The following is a 17,228-nucleotide window of genomic DNA, read 5'->3' as shown; positions in this document are numbered from 1 at the left end:
CCTTTCATCCTCAAGGATGATGTTGCGATGGCATTTCTCGAAGTTCACAAGGTGGGGCGCGATTTCCCCGGCGTGACCGCGCTCGATGACGTCGATCTTTCCCTCGAGCTTGGGCGCGTCCACATTCTCGCCGGCGAGAACGGGGCGGGAAAGTCCACGCTGGTCAAGCTGCTCACCGGTGCCGACCACCCCAGCCGCGGCACGATCACGATCGACGGCCGCGATACCGCACAGCATCCTGACGTCTTCAATCTCGTCGCCTATGTGCCGCAGGAACTGAACCTGTTTCCGCATCTGAGCGTCGCAGAGAACCTGTTCATTCCCTATGATCGCTCGGATTTCGGCGGTCTGACGATAGACCACGGCGCAATCCGCAAGGCCGCGCAGGACTATCTCGACCGTTTCGCCATCAGCGCGCGTCCGACCGATCTGGTGCGCAATATCTCCGTTTCCGACCAGCAGCTTCTGCAGATCGCCCGCGCCTCCACCAACAAGCACATGAAGGTGCTGATCCTCGACGAGCCGACCTCCTCGCTGACCCGTACCGAGGTCGACCGCGTGTTCAAGGTGATTTCCGGATTCCGCGACCGCGAACACGCTATCGTCTTCATCTCGCACAAGATGGACGAGGTCTTCGAGATCGGCGACGACTACACGGTGCTGCGCAACGGCCGCAAGGTCGAGGCCGGTCGCATGGCCGAGACGTCCGAAGCGGGTCTGATCCGTGCCATGTCGGGTGCCGAACTTGAGCTCGAACAGAATTTCCGGCCGGTAAAGCAGCCGGAGTTGCCAGAAGAAACCATCCTCGACGTGAAGGGCCTCAGCGGCGAGCGGTTCGAGGACGTGTCCTTCACGCTCAAGCGCGGCGAGATTCTGGGCTTTGCCGGCCTCGTCGGTGCGGGCCGTTCCGAAGTCATGCAGACGATGTTCGGCTTCCTCAAGCCCAAGGCCGGCAGTGTCACCGTGAAGGGCGCGCCCTGGAAGCTCGGCGACACCAGCCATTCGGTCAGGAACGGCATGCTGTATCTCTCCGAGGAGCGCAAGCATCACGGCATCCTGCCGATGCTCAGCGTGCGCGAGAATATCGGCATCTCCATCCTTGACGAGACGCTTTCCAAATTCGGCATCTCTGCCGCAAGGGAGCGCTCGAAGGTGCTTGAGATCATCAAGGCCTACGACATCAAGACACCCGACATGGAAAAGAAGATCATGTTTCTGTCGGGTGGCAACCAGCAGAAGGCGATTATCGGTCGCGCCATGGCGACTCGTCCCAAGGTGCTCATTTTCGACGAACCCACCAAGGGCATCGACGTGCGCACCAAGGCCGAAATCTACAAGATCATGAAGACGCTGGCCGAGGAAGGTGTCGGCATCATCCTGGTCTCGTCCGAAATGGACGAACTGCGCAAATGCTCGAGCCGCATCATCACCATGCACACGGGAAAAATTACCGGCGACTTCGACGCCGAAACCACAGCCAATGAGACGCTCGTGGGAGCGATCTTCGGCACGGAGACCAAGAATGCAGCGTAATCCTCTTGCCAGCCTCGTCGCCAATCCGCTTGCGGGCGTGTTCGTGGCGCTGCTGATCATCTTCGGCATTTCCGCGCTGCTGTCGCCCTACTTCCTGACCTCTTACAACATGTCGGTCATCGCCCGTTCGCTGGCCTTTGTCGGGCTGGTGACGATCGGCCAGTCCATGCTGCTGATCCTGGGCGAACTCGACCTGTCGCTTGGCGTCATCGGCGGTCTGTGCGGCATCATCTCCGGCATTCTGATGGTCAATTACGGCATCAACCCCGTGGTTGCCCTGGGGCTTGCGCTGGCCATGGGCGCGGCTCTCGGCTTCATCAACGGCATTCTGGTGACGAAGCTGCGCCTTCACTCGCTCGTGCTCACAATCGGTACCGCGGGCATCTATGGCGGCGTGACACTGGTGCTGACCAAGGGTGTCGCGATCACCGGCATTCCGGCCGAAATCCAGTTCCTCGGCCGTGGCACCGTTTACGGCATCCCCGTGCCGTTCATCATCATGCTCGTGGTGCTGGCAATCGGTACGTTCATCACGCTGAAGACGCCCTTCGGCCGCTATATGTATGCCGTCGGCAACAATACGCAGGCCGCCAAGATGCTCGGCATCAAGGTTGACCGCGTGCGCGTGGCGATCTTCACGCTTGCCGGTCTTCTGGCGGCGCTCGCGGGCCTTCTGATGGTGGCGCGTCTCGGCACGGCGCAGCCGTCCATCGGCGACACCTGGGTTCTGCCCCCGATCGCGGCGTCGGTCATCGGCGGCGTGGCCACCACCGGCGGTGTCGGCACCCCGCTGGGTGCGATCTTCGGTGCGGCCATCATCGCCATCATCGAGAACATCATCGTGCTGTTCGGCGTCTCGCCCTACTGGCAGGGCGTGGTCAGCGGCGCAATCGTGGTGCTCGCCATCTCGTTCGACGCCATCTCGCGCCGCTACATCCGCCGCGAAGGCTGACCCGTCCAATCTCACAGCAAGCATACCAAGCATACCGGGAGAGGCAGAACATGAAACTCGGCGCAAATCTCAGCTTCGCCATCAAGCGCTGGCTCGGCGGTGATCGTCTGGCCAAGGTGGTGAAAGAAGACCTCGGCCTCGACCACGCCCAGTTCACATGGGACCTCGTGGACCCGTGGTGGCCATCCGCTGAGCGCGACCGCATCGCCAGGGATTACGCCGCCGGATTCAAGGCCGCCAGCGTGACCATCGAGAGCAATTTCGGCGGTCTTGCCTCCTACACCTACAATCATTTCCTCGCACCGACGCCGGAACTGCGCGCGCTGGGCAAGGAACACTTCAAGCGTGCCATCGACATGACGGCCGCGATGGAAGTGCCGACCGCCGGCATGCCGTTCGGCCCCTATTCGGCCGATGACGCGCTCGACCCGCGGCGGCGCGAGGACATCTATCGCGAGGCGCTGGAAGCGCTTGTCGATCTGTCGCGTCATGCCAGGAAGAGCGGCCTCACCAGCCTGATGATCGAGCCGGTGCCGCTGGCGACCGAATTCCCCTCCTCCGCCGCCGACTCGCTCAAGCTGATGAAGGACCTTGACGGCGCCACCGACATTCCGGTGCGGCTGATGGTGGACTGGGGGCATGCCCTGTTCACGCCGCTGTTCAAGGAAGACGCGGACATGGATCTGTGGATGCGTATCTGCGGCGACTATATCGGCGCCTTCCACATCCAGCAGACCGACGGCCTGCTCGACCGCCACTGGAACTTCACCCGCGACGGCATCGTGACGCCGGAAATCCTCGCCGATTTCTGGAAACGTCACAAGCTGACCGACCAGACATACCTGCTCGAAATCATCTACCCCTTCGAGGAGACCGATGATTTCGTGCTGGAAGACATGAAGAAGGCCGTGCGTCTGCTCAGGCAGGCCGCATAACGGCCGCAAATCTTTCAAAGAACGTGCCTGACCTTCAGGCCGCCTGACCGGCTTCTCAGGAGCATTGTCGTGACCAAGACCAAAAAGCTGATCAACAACCCCGACGACATCATCCCCGAGATGATCGAGGGCATCCTCGGCGCCCATCCGGACCTGCTCGGACGCACCGGGGAAACCGGCCGCGCCGTCGTGGCGATGGATGGGCCGCGTCAGGGCAAGGTCGGCATCGTCGTTGGCGGTGGCTCCGGCCATGAGCCCGCCTTCGTCGGCTATGTCGGCCGCGGTCTCGCGGATGCCGCCGCGATCGGCAACGTCTTTGCCTCGCCCTCGCCGGAGCCGATCCTTGAAGCCACGCGCGCGGTCGATGGCGGGGCTGGCGTGCTGTATCTCTACGGCAATTATTCCGGCGACGTGATGAATTTCGACATGGCCGCCGAGGAAGCCGCAGCCGAAGGCATCAAGGTGCGCACCGTGCGCGTCACCGACGACGTCGCCTCCGCGCCGACCGACCGGGCACAGGAACGGCGCGGCATTGCCGGTGATTTCTTCGTCTTCAAGATCGCAGGCGCCGCCGCAGACCGCATGGCCGATCTCGACGCCGTGGTTGCCGTGACCGAAAAGGCCAATCGCGCCACCTTCACCATGGGCGTTGCGCTGGGCGCCTGCTCGCTGCCGCAGACGCTGAAGCCGAATTTCTCGCTGGGCGACGACGAGATGGAAATCGGCATGGGCATACATGGCGAGCCGGGCATCCGCCGCGGGCCGCTCGAAACAGCCGATCAGGTGACTGACGCCCTGCTGGAGCGCATCTTCGCCGAACTGACGCTTGCCAGGGGCGAGGAAGTGGCCCTGCTGGTCAACGGCCTCGGCTCAACCTCGCAGATGGAGCTTTATCTGCTGCACCGGCGCGTGAAGCAGCATCTGGACGAAAAGGGCGTGTCCATCCATCGCTCCTTCGTCGGCGAATATGTGACCTCGCTCGAAATGGCCGGCGCTTCGATCACGCTTCTCAAACTCGATGACGAACTGAAGGCCCTGCTCGAGCACCCCTGTCACACAGCCGCCTTGCAGGTGGGGATTGTTTCGCCGCGCGCGAACGGTCATGCCGGTGTGGGTCACGGCATCTCGAAAGCAGTCGGCAACCGCGCTGATGCCGTCGCCGCCAGCAGCGACACCATAGCGGGCGAACGCCCCGGCGGCGAAGTAACGCCGGAAATCTTTGTCTCCATGATCCGCAATGTCGGTGCGGCGATCGAGACCCACAAGGATTGGCTCTCCGAACTCGATGGCGTCATTGGCGACGGCGACCACGGCGTCACGATGGGAATCGGCTGGTCTGCGGTAGGCCACGCATTGGACGAGGTTTCGGACAATGACGACATCGAAGCCATCTGCAAGCGCATTGCCAAGGCATTCCTCGATGCGGTGGGCGCTTCGTCAGGTCCGCTTTACGCCACCGCCTTCCAGCGCGCAGGCGCAAGCGCACGTGGCCGTGCCGGTCTCGACGGGGCAGCGATGGTTACCTTCATCGATGCGGCAGCGAACGGCATTCGTGAACGAGGCAAGGCCGAACCCGGCGACAAGACGATGGTGGATGCCTGGGTGCCGGCGGCCCATCAGGCTGCGCAGGCGCTGCAGGGCGGCGCATCCACGCTGGCTTGCCTGCAGGCGGCAGCCAGAGGTGCCGAAGAAGGCATGAACGCCACTGCGAAGATCGCGGCGCGCAAGGGCCGCTCGAGCAAGCTCGGTGAGCGTTCGCTCGGCCATATCGATCCGGGCGCGGCCTCGACCTTCGTGACGCTGCGCGCCATGGCCGAGGCACTGGAGCGCGCCCTGCGCTGATCTGCCGCCGGCCGTCCGCCGGGACCCTATCCATTGCCCACCCGGACACCCGAACTGCTGACGCGGCTCGGGTGTCCGTGCTTTGTCGTCGCGAAACTTCAAGGCGAACCCGCGAGGACGCGCTCGTCCGTCGCGATCTGCGGTCACTGCGTCAAACACGGCGGTCGACAGGCTAACCCCTTGTTTTATAAATTCTTGTCACTACATTGATGGCATGTGCATGAAAACTTTCATTTTGATTTCGAGGCTCGCCGGGAAAGCAAGTGGTTTTTCCCGGAGCGACTTGTGATCGACTGAACACCGCACAGGACTTTCCGCTCCGGGACCGCATCTTAAAGTCGATTTGCGGTGCATTTGCTGCGCGACGCGCGCTTTTTACCGGAGTATTCAATTGATCTACAGACAGCCTCTTTCGATCTGCAAGTCCTGCCGCCGCAGCCTGCCGCGGGCAGCGGTGCGTTGTGTGTGGTGTGCCGATGGCAGGCGCACGCCCATCCAGCCGCGTCTTGGCAACATGGAGGTGAGGCCCGGAGGGCGCCTATGAGGTCGGCTCTGCGGCCATCCACCCTGCGATCCAGCCCGACACCAACCGTCATGGAGCGGACGCGCTACGGCGCCCTTCCATGGCGGCGTACGAAACAGGGTGAGATCAAGATATTGCTCGTCACGTCGCGTGACGAGGAGCGCTGGCAGTTGCCCAGCGCTTTGACGAGCGACGACAGGACACCGCGCCAGATGGCGATGACCGAAGCTTTCGAGAAGGCCGGTGTATTCGGCCATCTCGATCCGAACCCGCTTGGGTCCTATACCAGCGTTTTGGCGCGCCCTTCCACGGTCGTGCTCTACGGCCTGAAGGTGCGGGGAACCTTGACCCACTGGCCGGAACGTGTGCGCCGCAAGCGCCGCTGGTTCTTCCTGAACGATGCCGCCAATGCGGTCACGGATCTCGAGTTGAAGCGATTGTTTTCGTCGCTTGATGCAAACCCCGGCTTCCTGGAGCCTCTTCGCGAGGCGGCCTGACCGCAGGTCGCCTCGCCGTGAACCACCTCAGCGTTTGAAATAGCCAGCGCGCACCGCAGCGCCGATTGCGTTCAGGATGATATTGCCTGCCGTGATCGAACTGATCTCGTTGATGTCGCGCGAGGGTGTAATCTCGACCATGTCCATGCCGACGAGCCGCCCCTTGCCGATCACGCCCTTGATGAGGTCGATTGTCTGGCGATAGCTGATGCCGCCGGGGGATGGTGCGGCGACAGCAGGCATCACCGCCGGATCAAGACCGTCGGCATCGAGCGTAAGATAGTAGCGCCCGCCGTCGGGGATGCGCGCCAGGATCGCGTCCGTACCCTCTTTCTCCCATTGTGCGGCGGTGACGATATCGACGCCATAGGCACGAGCCGCCTCGATTTCCTCGAAGCGTGCGCTGCCCTGCCCGCGAATGCCAAGCTGGAAGATGCGATCGACATGCGCCATCTCGGAGGCACGGCGCATATTGCTCGAATAGCCGTCCTTTACGCCGTTCCTTTCGTCGAGCCAGTCGAGATGCGCATCGATCTGGATCACCGTGATCGGCCCTTCGCCGTCCAGCGCGCGCAGGACCGGAATGGGAATGCCGTGATCACCGCCCAGAATGATCGGCATGGCACCGGCGGCAAGGATTTTGCGGATCGCCGCCTCGGAGCGGCGGTAGTGCCCGCCAATGTCCGCCGCCTCGCCCGGTACGTCGCCGACATCCACCACCTTGATGTCCTGTCCGTCGAACAGCGTGCCGCCGATGTCGAAATCATAGCGGTCCAGATCGACGCTGATGTTGCGCGAAGCGCGACGCATGGCGGTCGGGCCATTGGTCTGGTCGTTTGTCATCTCGTCGATCGAATAGGGGCTGCCATAGGGCATGCCGATGATCGTGATGTCCGCCTTCAGCGTATCGAGGTCCTCCACGAACGGAAAGTTCATGAAGGTGCGGTTCACATCGCGCGGCGCAACGGTAAGTCTCGTCATGGTTCCTCCTCTCGGAATCACATTGGCAAATCCGGTTATCGATTGCTGGCGTCGGGCCGCTTTCGCACCGCCTCCAGAAGCGGTCTGTCGAAGACCTCCATCCAGGGCTCCAGGCCTGCGCCATGTCCCATCGTCAGCCGCTGCCTGAGTACGACACGAACGATATCGGTCTCGTGGCGGGTCTTGAGCGGCTGCATCACTGTCGTGCCGGCGGCAATGTCGGCCTCCGTCTGTCGCTTCAGGCTCACCAGTTCAGCAATGCCAAAACGGTCGAGTATCTGCTGGAAGCGCAGATGCTCCCGTTCATCGAAGTGCTTGGGCATCCCCGGCGCGGCGCGCGCAGGGTGCGGTGGAAAAATATAGCCGCAAGGCATCCATCCGGGCGGAATGGCTATGCCGCGCGCATAGGTAAGTCCGCTCGCCAGCAGGTCGCGGTCGATAAATACAGGGCATGGCATATTCAGGGAATGGCTCGTTAAGCGCTGCCTGAACTCAAGCCGCCCAACCGGCGTTTCGACGATCCAGTCGATGGGGCTTCGGGCGAGAAGTTCCATGACCGAGGCAGGCAGGTCAAAGAAGTTCAGGCCCGTGTGGTGTCGCAGGGCGTGCAGAAGGTCGCTATCCGCTGTCCGCAGCAGCACGCGCATCTGCTGCGACGCGACGCCGGCCGCGAAACACGGAACGTGCCGATCAGCTTCATCGATCGCTGATCTATCGGGACCGGTTTCGCGAAGGCAATCGGATTGCGCGGCAAGCAGGCGGGACTGGTCCGTACAGATCGCAACACCATGGTTCCACGACAGGGAATCGGAACTGATCGTCTCGAACGCCACCAGCCGGATGTTGGCCCCGCGCTCGATCCTGAGCGTTGCACCGGCTGCACCGACCACGATGGCGTGGTCCTTCAATGCCACTTCTGCATCGGCGTCTTGCGCAAACATGCCGACAGCGCCAAACCCGCCCAGGCTGCATTTGCAGGCGGGATCGGAAAGCTGCGTGGCGATCCATTCCAGCGGATCGTCGGGAATTGATGGTGAGGCCAAGATGCTGAACCTTTTCGGAACAGCCAGTTAGGCGTGTTGCCTAAGATAAGGCAACACATGAGGTCGGCGTCACCAACAGTCTTTTGCGGCGATTCTCCATGAAGGGGATGCGGCACGGCGATCCTTGCTTCTCAGGCGGCAGCATCCTCGACCGCGCGGACGGGCATATAGTTGAGGATGGGTCCCAGCCAGCGTTCCACATCGGTCACCGCCATGCCCTTGCGCTGTGCATAGTCCTCTACCTGATCACGCTCGACCTTGGCGACGCCGAAATAATAGCTTTCGGGATGCGCCAGATACAGACCCGATACCGACGAGCCCGGCCACATCGCCATGCCTTCGGTGAGCGTCACGCCGGAATTCCTTTCCGCATCGAGAAGCCGGAACAGCGTCACTTTTTCGGTATGGTCGGGCTGGGCAGGATAACCGGGCGCCGGCCGGATGCCATGATAGGCCTCGGCGATCAGCTCGTCGCCCGTCAGTGTCTCATCCGGCGCATAGCCCCAGAACTCCTTGCGCACGCGCTCATGCATGCGTTCGGCGAAGGCTTCGGCAAAGCGGTCGGCCAGCGCCTTGACGAGAATGGACGAATAGTCGTCATTGGCGCGCTCGAAGCGCTCGGCGATCGCCACTTCCTCGATGCCGGCCGTCACCACGAAGCCACCGACATAATCGGGCTTTCCGCTTTCCGCGGGTGCCACGAAATCGGACAATGCGAGATTGGCCTTGCCATCGCGCTTGGTAAGCTGCTGGCGCAGCGTGAAGAAGGTTGCAAGTTCCTGCGACCTGTTCTCGTCGGTGAAGAGGCGTATATCGTCGCCCACCGCGTTGGCCGGCCAGAAGCCGATCACCGCTCTCGGGGCGAACCATTTTTCCGCGATGATCTTTTTCAGCATCGCCTGCGCATCCTCGAAGAGCTGGCGCGCGGCCGCTCCCTGCTTTTCGTCCTCCAGGATTTTCGGATAGCGGCCTTTCAGCTCCCATGTCTGGAAAAAGGGCGTCCAGTCGATATAGCGGGACAGTTCTTCGAGATCCCAGGTTTCGAAGACGCGCGTACCGAGGAAAGAAGGTTTTGGCGCGTCATAGGCCGCCCAGTCGATGCGATGCGCATTGGCGCGCGCCCTGGCCAGCGGCAGACGCTGCTTTTCCCGTTCCGAGCGCTCATGCGCTTCCGCCACCTTGCGGTATTCGCCGCGCAGCGTCTCGACATAGCCCGGTTTCATTTCAGGTGAGAGCAGGCTCGAAACCACCCCGACCGCACGGCTGGCATCGGTCACATAGACCGCCTGTCCGCGATCATAACGCGGATGGATCTTCACTGCCGTATGTACGCGGCTTGTGGTCGCCCCACCGATCAGCAGCGGGATTTCAAAGCCCTCTCTCTCCATTTCGGAGGCGACGTGAACCATCTCGTCCAGTGACGGCGTGATGAGGCCCGACAGGCCGATGATGTCGACCTGTCTCTCGCGCGCGGTCTCCAGGATTTTCGAGGCCGGCACCATCACGCCGAGGTCGATGATCTCGTAATTGTTGCAGGCGAGTACGACACCGACGATGTTCTTGCCGATGTCATGCACATCGCCCTTCACCGTGGCCATCAGGATCTTGCCCGCGCTTTCGCGCATGTCTTGTCCGCCATTGGCCTCTTTTTCGGCCTCCATATAAGGCAGCAACACGGCCACCGCCTGCTTCATGACGCGGGCCGATTTGACCACCTGCGGCAGGAACATCTTTCCCGATCCGAACAGGTCGCCCACGACATTCATGCCGGCCATCAGCGGTCCCTCGATGACATGCAACGGCCGCTCGGCCCTCTGTCGGGCTTCCTCGGTGTCCTGCTCGATATATTCGGTGATGCCGTTGACCAGCGCGTGGCTGATGCGTTTCTCGACCGGCCATTCGCGCCAGGCGAGGTCCTTTTCCCTGGCCTCCTTGCCGGCGGCGCCCTTGAAGCGCTCGGCCAGTTCCAGCAAACGCTCGGTCGCGCTGCCGCCTGCCTTCGGCGTCCGGTTCAGCACCACATCCTCGCACGCCTCGCGCAGCTCCGGCTCGATGGTTTCGTAAACGGCAAGCTGGCCAGCATTGACGATGCCCATATCCATGCCCGCCTGAATGGCGTGGTAGAGAAACACGGCATGCATCGCCTCGCGCACGGGCTCGTTGCCGCGGAAGGAGAAAGACAGGTTCGACACGCCGCCCGAAACATGGACATGCGGCAGCGTGGCCGTGATCTCGCGCGTGGCGCCGATGAAGTCGACGCCGTAGTTGTTGTGCTCCTCGATACCTGTCGCCACCGCAAAAATGTTCGGATCGAAGATGATATCCTCAGGCGCGAAACCCGCCTGCCCGGTCAGGAGCTTGTAGGCGCGGGTGCAGATTTCCACCTTGCGCGCCTGCGTGTCGGCCTGCCCGGCCTCGTCGAAAGCCATGACGACGACGGCCGCGCCATACATGCGGCACAGCCTTGCATGGTGCAGGAAAGCTTCCTCGCCCTCCTTCATGGAAATGGAATTGACGATCGGCTTGCCCTGCACGCATTTCAGGCCGGCTTCGATCACCTCCCATTTGGACGAGTCGATCATGATCGGCACGCGCGCTATGTCCGGCTCCGAGGCGATCAGGTTGAGATACTCCACCATCGCCTTTTGGGAGTCGATCAGGCCCTCATCCATATTGACGTCGACGACCTGCGCGCCATTGGCCACCTGGTCGCGCGCGACATCGAGCGCGGCGGCAAAATCGCCAGCGGTGATCAGCTTCCTGAATTTCGCCGAACCGGTGACATTGGTGCGCTCGCCGACATTGACGAAGGGGATTTCGGGCGTGAGCGTGAAAGGCTCCAGGCCGGAGAGCTTCATCAACGGCTTGTGCTCGGGCACCTGACGCGGCGGGTGTTTGCTCACTGCTTCGGCTATGGCGCGAATATGCTCGGGCGTCGAACCACAGCAACCGCCAACGATGTTCACCAGCCCCTCGCGCGCGAACGCTTCGATCTGCTCGGCCATGAATTCCGGCGTCTCGTCATAGCGCCCGAATTCGTTGGGCAGGCCGGCATTGGGATAGGCGCAGACCAGCGTGTCGGCGACGTCCGAGATTTCGGCCAGATGTTCGCGCATGGCATTGGCGCCCAGCGCGCAGTTCAGCCCGAAGGTGAAGGGGTTGGCATGGCGCAGCGAGTGCCAGAAGGCGGTCGGCGTCTGGCCCGAAAGGGTGCGGCCGGAAAGGTCGGTGATCGTGCCGGAAATCATGATCGGCAGGTGCTCGCCCGTCTCGGCGAATATTTCCTCGCAGGCAAAGATCGCCGCCTTGGCGTTCAGCGTGTCGAAGATGGTCTCGATCAGGATCAGATCGACGCCACCGTCGATCAGGCCGCGAAGCTGCTCGGCATAGGCGATGCGCAGATCATCAAAGGTTACAGCGCGATAGCCGGGGTTGTTGACGTCCGGCGAGATTGAAGCCGTGCGGTTGGTGGGACCCAGCGCGCCGGCCACGAAACGGCGCTTGCCGTCTTCCTGGCTCGCCCGGATGACGGCGCGGCGGGCAAGGCGCGCGCCGTCCCGGTTCAGGTCGTAGACCATGTCCTCCATGCCGTAATCGGTCTGCGCGATGCGCGTGGAGGAGAATGTGTTCGTCTCGACGATATCCGCGCCGGCAATGGCGTAGCGGTAGTGGATTTCCTCGATCGCAGCAGGCTGGCTGAGGATCAGGAGGTCGTTGTTGCCCTGCTGGTGGCATGCGCAACCGCCGAAACGGTCGCCACGGAAATGCTGCTCATCGAAGCCGAGACCCTGGATCTGCGTGCCCATGGCACCGTCCAGCACCAGGATGCGCTCACGCGCGGCCGCAGTCAGCGCAGCACGCGCCTCATCTCCTCGGGAGCTCTTGGTAACCGGCCCGAACAGGCCCTTCAACGCAGAATCCATTTGCGACAATTCCAGTCCTTCGAACGACACATCATCCAGATCACATAAAGACATCTTTATGTCAACATACCGGAGATCGCAAATCGCAGCCGGTGCCGCAGACGCCCGCACCGAGGAAATCCAGAAGCCTGCTGCGACTTCCTTTGGTTCTTCGCTAAAATGCAGGCTGCGGCCGCATCGCGCAGGCGGTCAGCAAGCTCAAGCGTTTCGGATGCGTTGCGCGCGACGCGAAACAGTGCGCGAGCATCCTCACGGATGTTGCGGAGGTAACCGAGATCGCCGCAAAAGCGGGCGGGCACTGATGACAAAGCCGCGCTGCGCTTGTCACCGAAAAGCCGGGTGGATCGATAATGCTCAGCTTATCGACCACATGTTCATGGCATAGTGAAATGGGAAATGATCGACGGGGCGCTTCAGGCGCCCCGTTTTTCACGCGACTCCCGCCGCGATCAGGCCGAACAGACCCGAGACTTCGACACTGCCCCTATCGTCAGGGCATAAGCTCGATGGCCATCGCGGTAGCTTCGCCACCCCCGATGCAGATCGACGCTATGCCGCGCTTCAGGCCATGCCTGCGCAGCGCATAAAGCAGTGTGACAAGCACCCGGGCACCCGACGCACCAATGGGATGACCAAGCGCGCACGCGCCTCCATGAACATTCACCCTGTCCGCCGGCAAGCCGAGTTCACCCATCGCCGCCATGGGCACGACCGCGAAGGCCTCGTTGATCTCGAAGAGGTCAACTTCGCTGATGCTCCAGTCAAGACGTTCACACAGCTTTCGGATGGCGCCGACAGGCGCCGTCGTGAACAGATTGGGAGCCTGGGCATGGGTCGCGTGACCGCTGATCGCCGCTAGCGGGACGAGGCCCCGCTTCAGTGCCTCCGAACGGCGCATCAGCGTAAGCGCGGCAGCACCGTCGGAAATCGAGGAGGAATTTGCCGGCGTCACCGTGCCGCCTTCGCGGAAGGCAGGCCGCAACGTCGGGATTTTGTCGATCCTGGCCTTCGCAGGCTGTTCGTCCTCGTCCACGACCAGTTCACTTCTTCCCGCTCTTACGGTCACGGGAACGATCTCTTCGGAGAAACCGCCGTCCGTGATGGCCTTCTGCGCCTTCCCGAGAGACGCTATGGCGTAGGCGTCCTGCGCTTCACGGCTGAACTGGAATGCATCGGCGCAGTCCTCTGCGAACGTGCCCATGAGCCGGCCTTTGTCATAGGCATCCTCCAGGCCATCCAGAAACATATGGTCGACCACCTTGTTGTGGCCCAGGCGGTAGCCGGCGCGCGCGCGGTCAAGCAGGTAGGGAGCATTGCTCATGCTCTCCATGCCACCGGCCACCGCGACCGATACCGATCCGGCGGTCAGAAGGTCGTGTGCGAGCATGGCTGCCTTCATGCTGGAGCCGCACATTTTGTTGACGGTCGTGGCACCCGCGGCGAAGGGGAGACCGGCGCCCAGCGCTGCCTGGCGGGCCGGTGCCTGGCCAAGGCCCGCTGTCAGCACGCATCCAAACAAGACTTCGTCAACGGCACTGGGGTCGAGCCCGGCACGCTCCAGTGAGGCGCGAATGGCGGTGGAGCCGAGTTCGGCGGCAGCGACGTCCTTGAGCTTGCCCTGGAAGCCTCCAAGGGGCGTACGGCTGGCTCCGACGATCACTACAGGGTCGTGAATGCTCATTATCAGGTCTCCTTACAATCCACTTGGCTTACTGCGGTGCGTCAGCGCGGGGGCATCCGCAACGCGCCGTCAAGGCGGATCACCTCGCCGTTGAGCATGACGTTCCTGCAAATATGCCTGACCAGCGCGGCATACTCCGCAGGCCGACCGAGGCGCGACGGGAACGGCACGCTCGCGCCCAACGCATCCTGCACCGCTTGCGGCATGCCAGCCATCATCGGTGTCTCGAAGATGCCGGGAGCGATGGTTACGACACGGATGCCGTAGCGCGCGAGTTCCCGCGCGGCCGGCAGCGTGAGCGCCGCCACGCCCCCCTTCGAAGCGGCATAAGCCGCTTGACCGATCTGTCCGTCAAAAGCCGCGACAGAGGCCGTGTTGATGATCACTCCACGCTCGCCATCCGGACCCGGCTCCTCATTCACCATGGCGCTGGCGGACAGGCGCAACATGTTGAAGGTGCCGATAAGATTGATGGCCACGGTGCGGCCGAAGCTATCGAGGCCATGCGGACCATCTCGTCCCACGACCTTCTCGCCGGGCGCGACGCCGGCACAGTTTACCAGGCCGTGAATATGTCCGTACCTTGCCTTGGCATACGCGATTGCTGCGACGCCCTCTGCCTCGCTGGTGACATCCGCCTTGTGGAAGCACACGGCGTCGCCCAGTTCCGCGGCAAGTTTTTCGCCTGCCTCCATATTGATATCGATTCCCAGCACTTTCGCGCCTTCATCCGCGAACATGCGCGTGACGGCGGCGCCAAGGCCGGATCCGGCACCGGTGACGAGAAAGACGCGATCTTTAAGCTGCATTGCCCTATCCAAGCTTCACTGTTTCCCGAACATGTTGCAATGGAACAATGTGGTATGCGATGACTGAAGAAAGTCGATTTGGTGATCGGTTTTGCAATGTTTTCGGTGCGGAGGTTAGGCAATGGAACGTCGGATGATCGCGCCGTGCTTTATGGAAGATACGCTCGATTGCCTTCGCCGCCATGGTGTGCAGCCCGAGCCGCTTCTTGCCCAGGTGGGTATACCACCAGTAATCACCATGCCGATCACATCCGTACAATACGGTGCCTTGTGGCACGCCGTTGCACAGACGATGGACGACGAGTTCTTTGGCGAAGGCGCGCGACCCATGAGGGCCGGCAGTTTTGCCTTGCTGTGCCAGGCAATCCTCTCCACGGCCACGCTGGAGCATGCTTTACGACGAGGGCTGCGTTTCCTGCGCGCGGTTCTTGATGAGCCCCATGGCCAACTGGTCGTGGAGAACGGGCTTGCCCGGATTGTCCTGAAGGATACAGGAGGACCACGTTCGGCTTTTGCCTATCGCACCTTCTGGATCATCGTACATGGGGTCAACTGTTGGCTGGTGGGTCGACGCATCCCCATCCGATGGGTGGATTTCCGCTGCAGTGCGCCGCTCACCGGAACCGACTATCGTCTGTTCTTTGGCGCACCCGCCCGCTTCGACCAGCCAGAAACGAGGCTTGTTTTCGACGCCGATTTCCTGAAACTGCCGACCATCCGCGACGGACGTGCATTGAGGGAATTCCTGCGTCACGCGCCGGCTAATATTCTGGTACATTATCGTCACGACGCAGGCCTCTCAGCCACGGTCCGCGAACGGCTGCGGGGAACTCCCCCGTCCGCCTGGCCGAGTTTCGAGGTCCTCGCCCAGCGGATGCGTGTAAGTGAGCCTACCTTGCGACGCAAATTGCGTCAGGAGGGACAAACCTATCAGTCCATCAAGGATGAAATGCGCCGGGGGCTGGCCATGACTACGCTGCGGGCCGGACGCAGGAATGTAGCGGACATCGCGGCCGATCTCGGTTTTTCCGAGCCAAGCGCCTTTCACCGGGCATTCCGCAAATGGACGGGCAAGAGCCCCGCCACTTTCCGACGGGAAGCAGCGGACCAGGCCAATATCGATTTCACGGCAAACGCGCTCGCGGCTGCAACTCCTTTTCCCGACAAGCATCGCCCTGTGGGGTAAACCGCGCCTCATGTCAGGGGCGCGGTTGCTTGTCCGGAATTCTGCAGGCTGTTGCCCGATCGGATTACGCGGCTTCGATGAGGCGCAAGGTACCGCTTCTGAGACGCAGCCAGCCGACCAGGGTGCAGATCATAAGCACGAAGCCCAGATAACCGAAGAACGGGAAGACGGTTCCGACAAGCTGGACGAAGCCGGCCAGGCTTCCCGCAAAGGCAAGGATACCCGCCGCGACAGTTCCCAGGCGGAACTTCATCGTGCCGGGTTCCAGCAGCCGTGCCGAGAAGGAATAGAGCACGCCCACCGCGGTGTTCAGGATCATGCCAAAAATGGCGACGCCCATGACGATACCGACGAAAGGCGAGAATTGCGTGGCAAGCAGCAACATCGGCATGGGAACGCCGGCAAGGATATCCGCGCGCGCGAACATGCTTCCGACGATCATCAGCATCAGCAGGCCCAGAAGCACGCCGCCGAGGACGCCGCCCCAGACCGCGGTTTTCCGGTCGAGCGACTGCCCGCCCATGATGATGAGGAACGGCGCCCCGGCGATGATGTTGTAGGAGACGTAGAGAAGAGCTCCGATAACCCAGTTGCCCGCGCCGCGAGGCAGCGTGCTCGCCGCTGCTTCCAATGCATGGAGATCGGCTTCGTGACCGGAAAATGCCACCACCGAGACGATGATCACCATTAATGCCAGAAGCGGGGTCGCCGCGCCGATGAAAGTGATCACCTGCCTGACGTTCATGCAAACGATCAGCACGGTCAGGACCGTGACCGCCACGCTTCCCCACAGCTTCGGAATCCCGAACAGCTGCTCCCCAAGCGCGCCGCCGCCGGCGATCATGACGACAGCGAGGGCGAACATGAAGAAGGTGATCAGCGCATCGACGAAGATGCCGAGGTATTTCCCGCAGATCGCATAGACAATCGGCTTGTGCGACGACGACGTATATTGCTGACCAAGCGACGACAGCGCCATCGCCAGGAAAATAAACAATGCGATGCTGATCATCGAGCCTGCCAGTCCGATCAGCCCGAAGCTGGTGAAGAACTGCATAAGCTCCTGCCCCGAGGCAAAGCCGGCACCCACGATGACGCCGACAAACGCCCCCGCGATGCGTATAACCTCCTTGAAATTACCCATAGTCTCCTCCGTTTAATCTGAAACTAAGCCATATCCTCATTGAGCGGTTCGGGACCACGAGCGGGAAAACCGAGCGAGGCCGGCCGCCAAAGGCCGTGACGTCATGCGACGTGAATTTCTGCGCCAGGCGCTATCCGAGTAAGGGGGTCGCAACGAGTTCTGAAATGCCAGCCGCGCCT

12 protein-coding genes are annotated in these 17,228 nt (G+C 62.0%); 6 read left to right on the top strand and 6 right to left on the bottom strand.

Going from position 1 to position 17,228, the window contains the following annotated elements; all coding sequences use genetic code 11:
• The first annotated feature begins 27 nt into the window (after positions 1–27).
• From C7441_RS01655 to C7441_RS01635, 5 genes are all read left to right on the top strand, one after another.
• Complete coding sequence (locus tag C7441_RS01655; protein WP_109611421.1) at positions 28–1,533, top strand: sugar ABC transporter ATP-binding protein; 1,506 nt, start codon at positions 28–30, stop codon at positions 1,531–1,533.
• The gene (locus C7441_RS01650) at positions 1,523–2,485 is read left to right on the top strand and encodes an ABC transporter permease (protein WP_109611420.1); all 963 of its coding nucleotides are present in this window, start codon (positions 1,523–1,525) and stop codon (positions 2,483–2,485) included. The genes C7441_RS01655 and C7441_RS01650 overlap by 11 nt, the downstream gene beginning before the upstream one ends.
• A 50-nt stretch (positions 2,486–2,535) precedes the next feature.
• The gene (locus C7441_RS01645) at positions 2,536–3,420 is read left to right on the top strand and encodes a sugar phosphate isomerase/epimerase family protein (protein WP_109611419.1); all 885 of its coding nucleotides are present in this window, start codon (positions 2,536–2,538) and stop codon (positions 3,418–3,420) included.
• 69 nt (positions 3,421–3,489) lie between these two features.
• The gene (dhaL, locus tag C7441_RS01640; RefSeq protein WP_109611418.1) at positions 3,490–5,262 is read left to right on the top strand and encodes a dihydroxyacetone kinase subunit DhaL; all 1,773 of its coding nucleotides are present in this window, start codon (positions 3,490–3,492) and stop codon (positions 5,260–5,262) included.
• A gap of 540 nt (positions 5,263–5,802) precedes the next feature.
• Entirely contained in the window at positions 5,803–6,282 is a 480-nt protein-coding gene (locus tag C7441_RS01635; protein WP_146201425.1) for an NUDIX hydrolase, read from the top strand.
• A gap of 27 nt (positions 6,283–6,309) precedes the next feature.
• On the opposite strand, the gene C7441_RS01630 is transcribed toward C7441_RS01635, so the two are convergent.
• The 5 genes from C7441_RS01630 to C7441_RS01610 all read right to left on the bottom strand — a co-directional run bounded on the left by C7441_RS01630 (position 6,310) and on the right by C7441_RS01610 (position 14,719).
• Positions 6,310–7,263 (bottom strand): agmatinase, encoded by a 954-nt coding sequence (locus C7441_RS01630; protein ID WP_109611416.1) that lies wholly within the window; start codon positions 7,261–7,263, stop codon positions 6,310–6,312.
• A gap of 35 nt (positions 7,264–7,298) precedes the next feature.
• Positions 7,299–8,306, bottom strand: coding sequence for a DUF6925 family protein (locus C7441_RS01625; RefSeq protein WP_109611415.1), 1,008 nt, complete (start codon positions 8,304–8,306; stop codon positions 7,299–7,301).
• 131 nt (positions 8,307–8,437) lie between these two features.
• Positions 8,438–12,229: a methionine synthase gene (gene metH / locus C7441_RS01620; RefSeq protein ID WP_210205595.1), complete on the bottom strand. Its 3,792-nt coding sequence runs from the start codon at positions 12,227–12,229 to the stop codon at positions 8,438–8,440.
• A 490-nt stretch (positions 12,230–12,719) separates the two neighbouring features.
• Positions 12,720–13,910 (bottom strand): acetyl-CoA C-acyltransferase, encoded by a 1,191-nt coding sequence (locus C7441_RS01615; RefSeq protein WP_109611414.1) that lies wholly within the window; start codon positions 13,908–13,910, stop codon positions 12,720–12,722.
• A gap of 41 nt (positions 13,911–13,951) precedes the next feature.
• Positions 13,952–14,719: a 3-hydroxyacyl-CoA dehydrogenase gene (locus tag C7441_RS01610; RefSeq protein WP_109611413.1), complete on the bottom strand. Its 768-nt coding sequence runs from the start codon at positions 14,717–14,719 to the stop codon at positions 13,952–13,954.
• A gap of 121 nt (positions 14,720–14,840) precedes the next feature.
• Here C7441_RS01610 and C7441_RS01605 point away from each other — a divergent pair, with 121 nt between their 5' ends.
• The gene (locus tag C7441_RS01605; RefSeq protein ID WP_244916029.1) at positions 14,841–15,905 is read left to right on the top strand and encodes an AraC family transcriptional regulator; all 1,065 of its coding nucleotides are present in this window, start codon (positions 14,841–14,843) and stop codon (positions 15,903–15,905) included.
• A gap of 64 nt (positions 15,906–15,969) precedes the next feature.
• Here C7441_RS01605 and C7441_RS01600 read toward each other — a convergent pair whose 3' ends face one another.
• On the bottom strand, positions 15,970–17,049 hold the full coding sequence (locus tag C7441_RS01600; RefSeq protein ID WP_109611412.1) for a YkvI family membrane protein: 1,080 nt from the start codon (positions 17,047–17,049) through the stop codon (positions 15,970–15,972).
• Positions 17,050–17,228: the final 179 nt, after the last annotated feature.

It is taken from the genome of Pseudaminobacter salicylatoxidans, from assembly GCF_003148475.1.
Taxonomy (GTDB): domain Bacteria; phylum Pseudomonadota; class Alphaproteobacteria; order Rhizobiales; family Rhizobiaceae; genus Pseudaminobacter; species Pseudaminobacter salicylatoxidans.
Note: the sequence above shows the minus strand (reverse complement) of the source record. Positions and strands in the feature narration are given on the sequence as shown.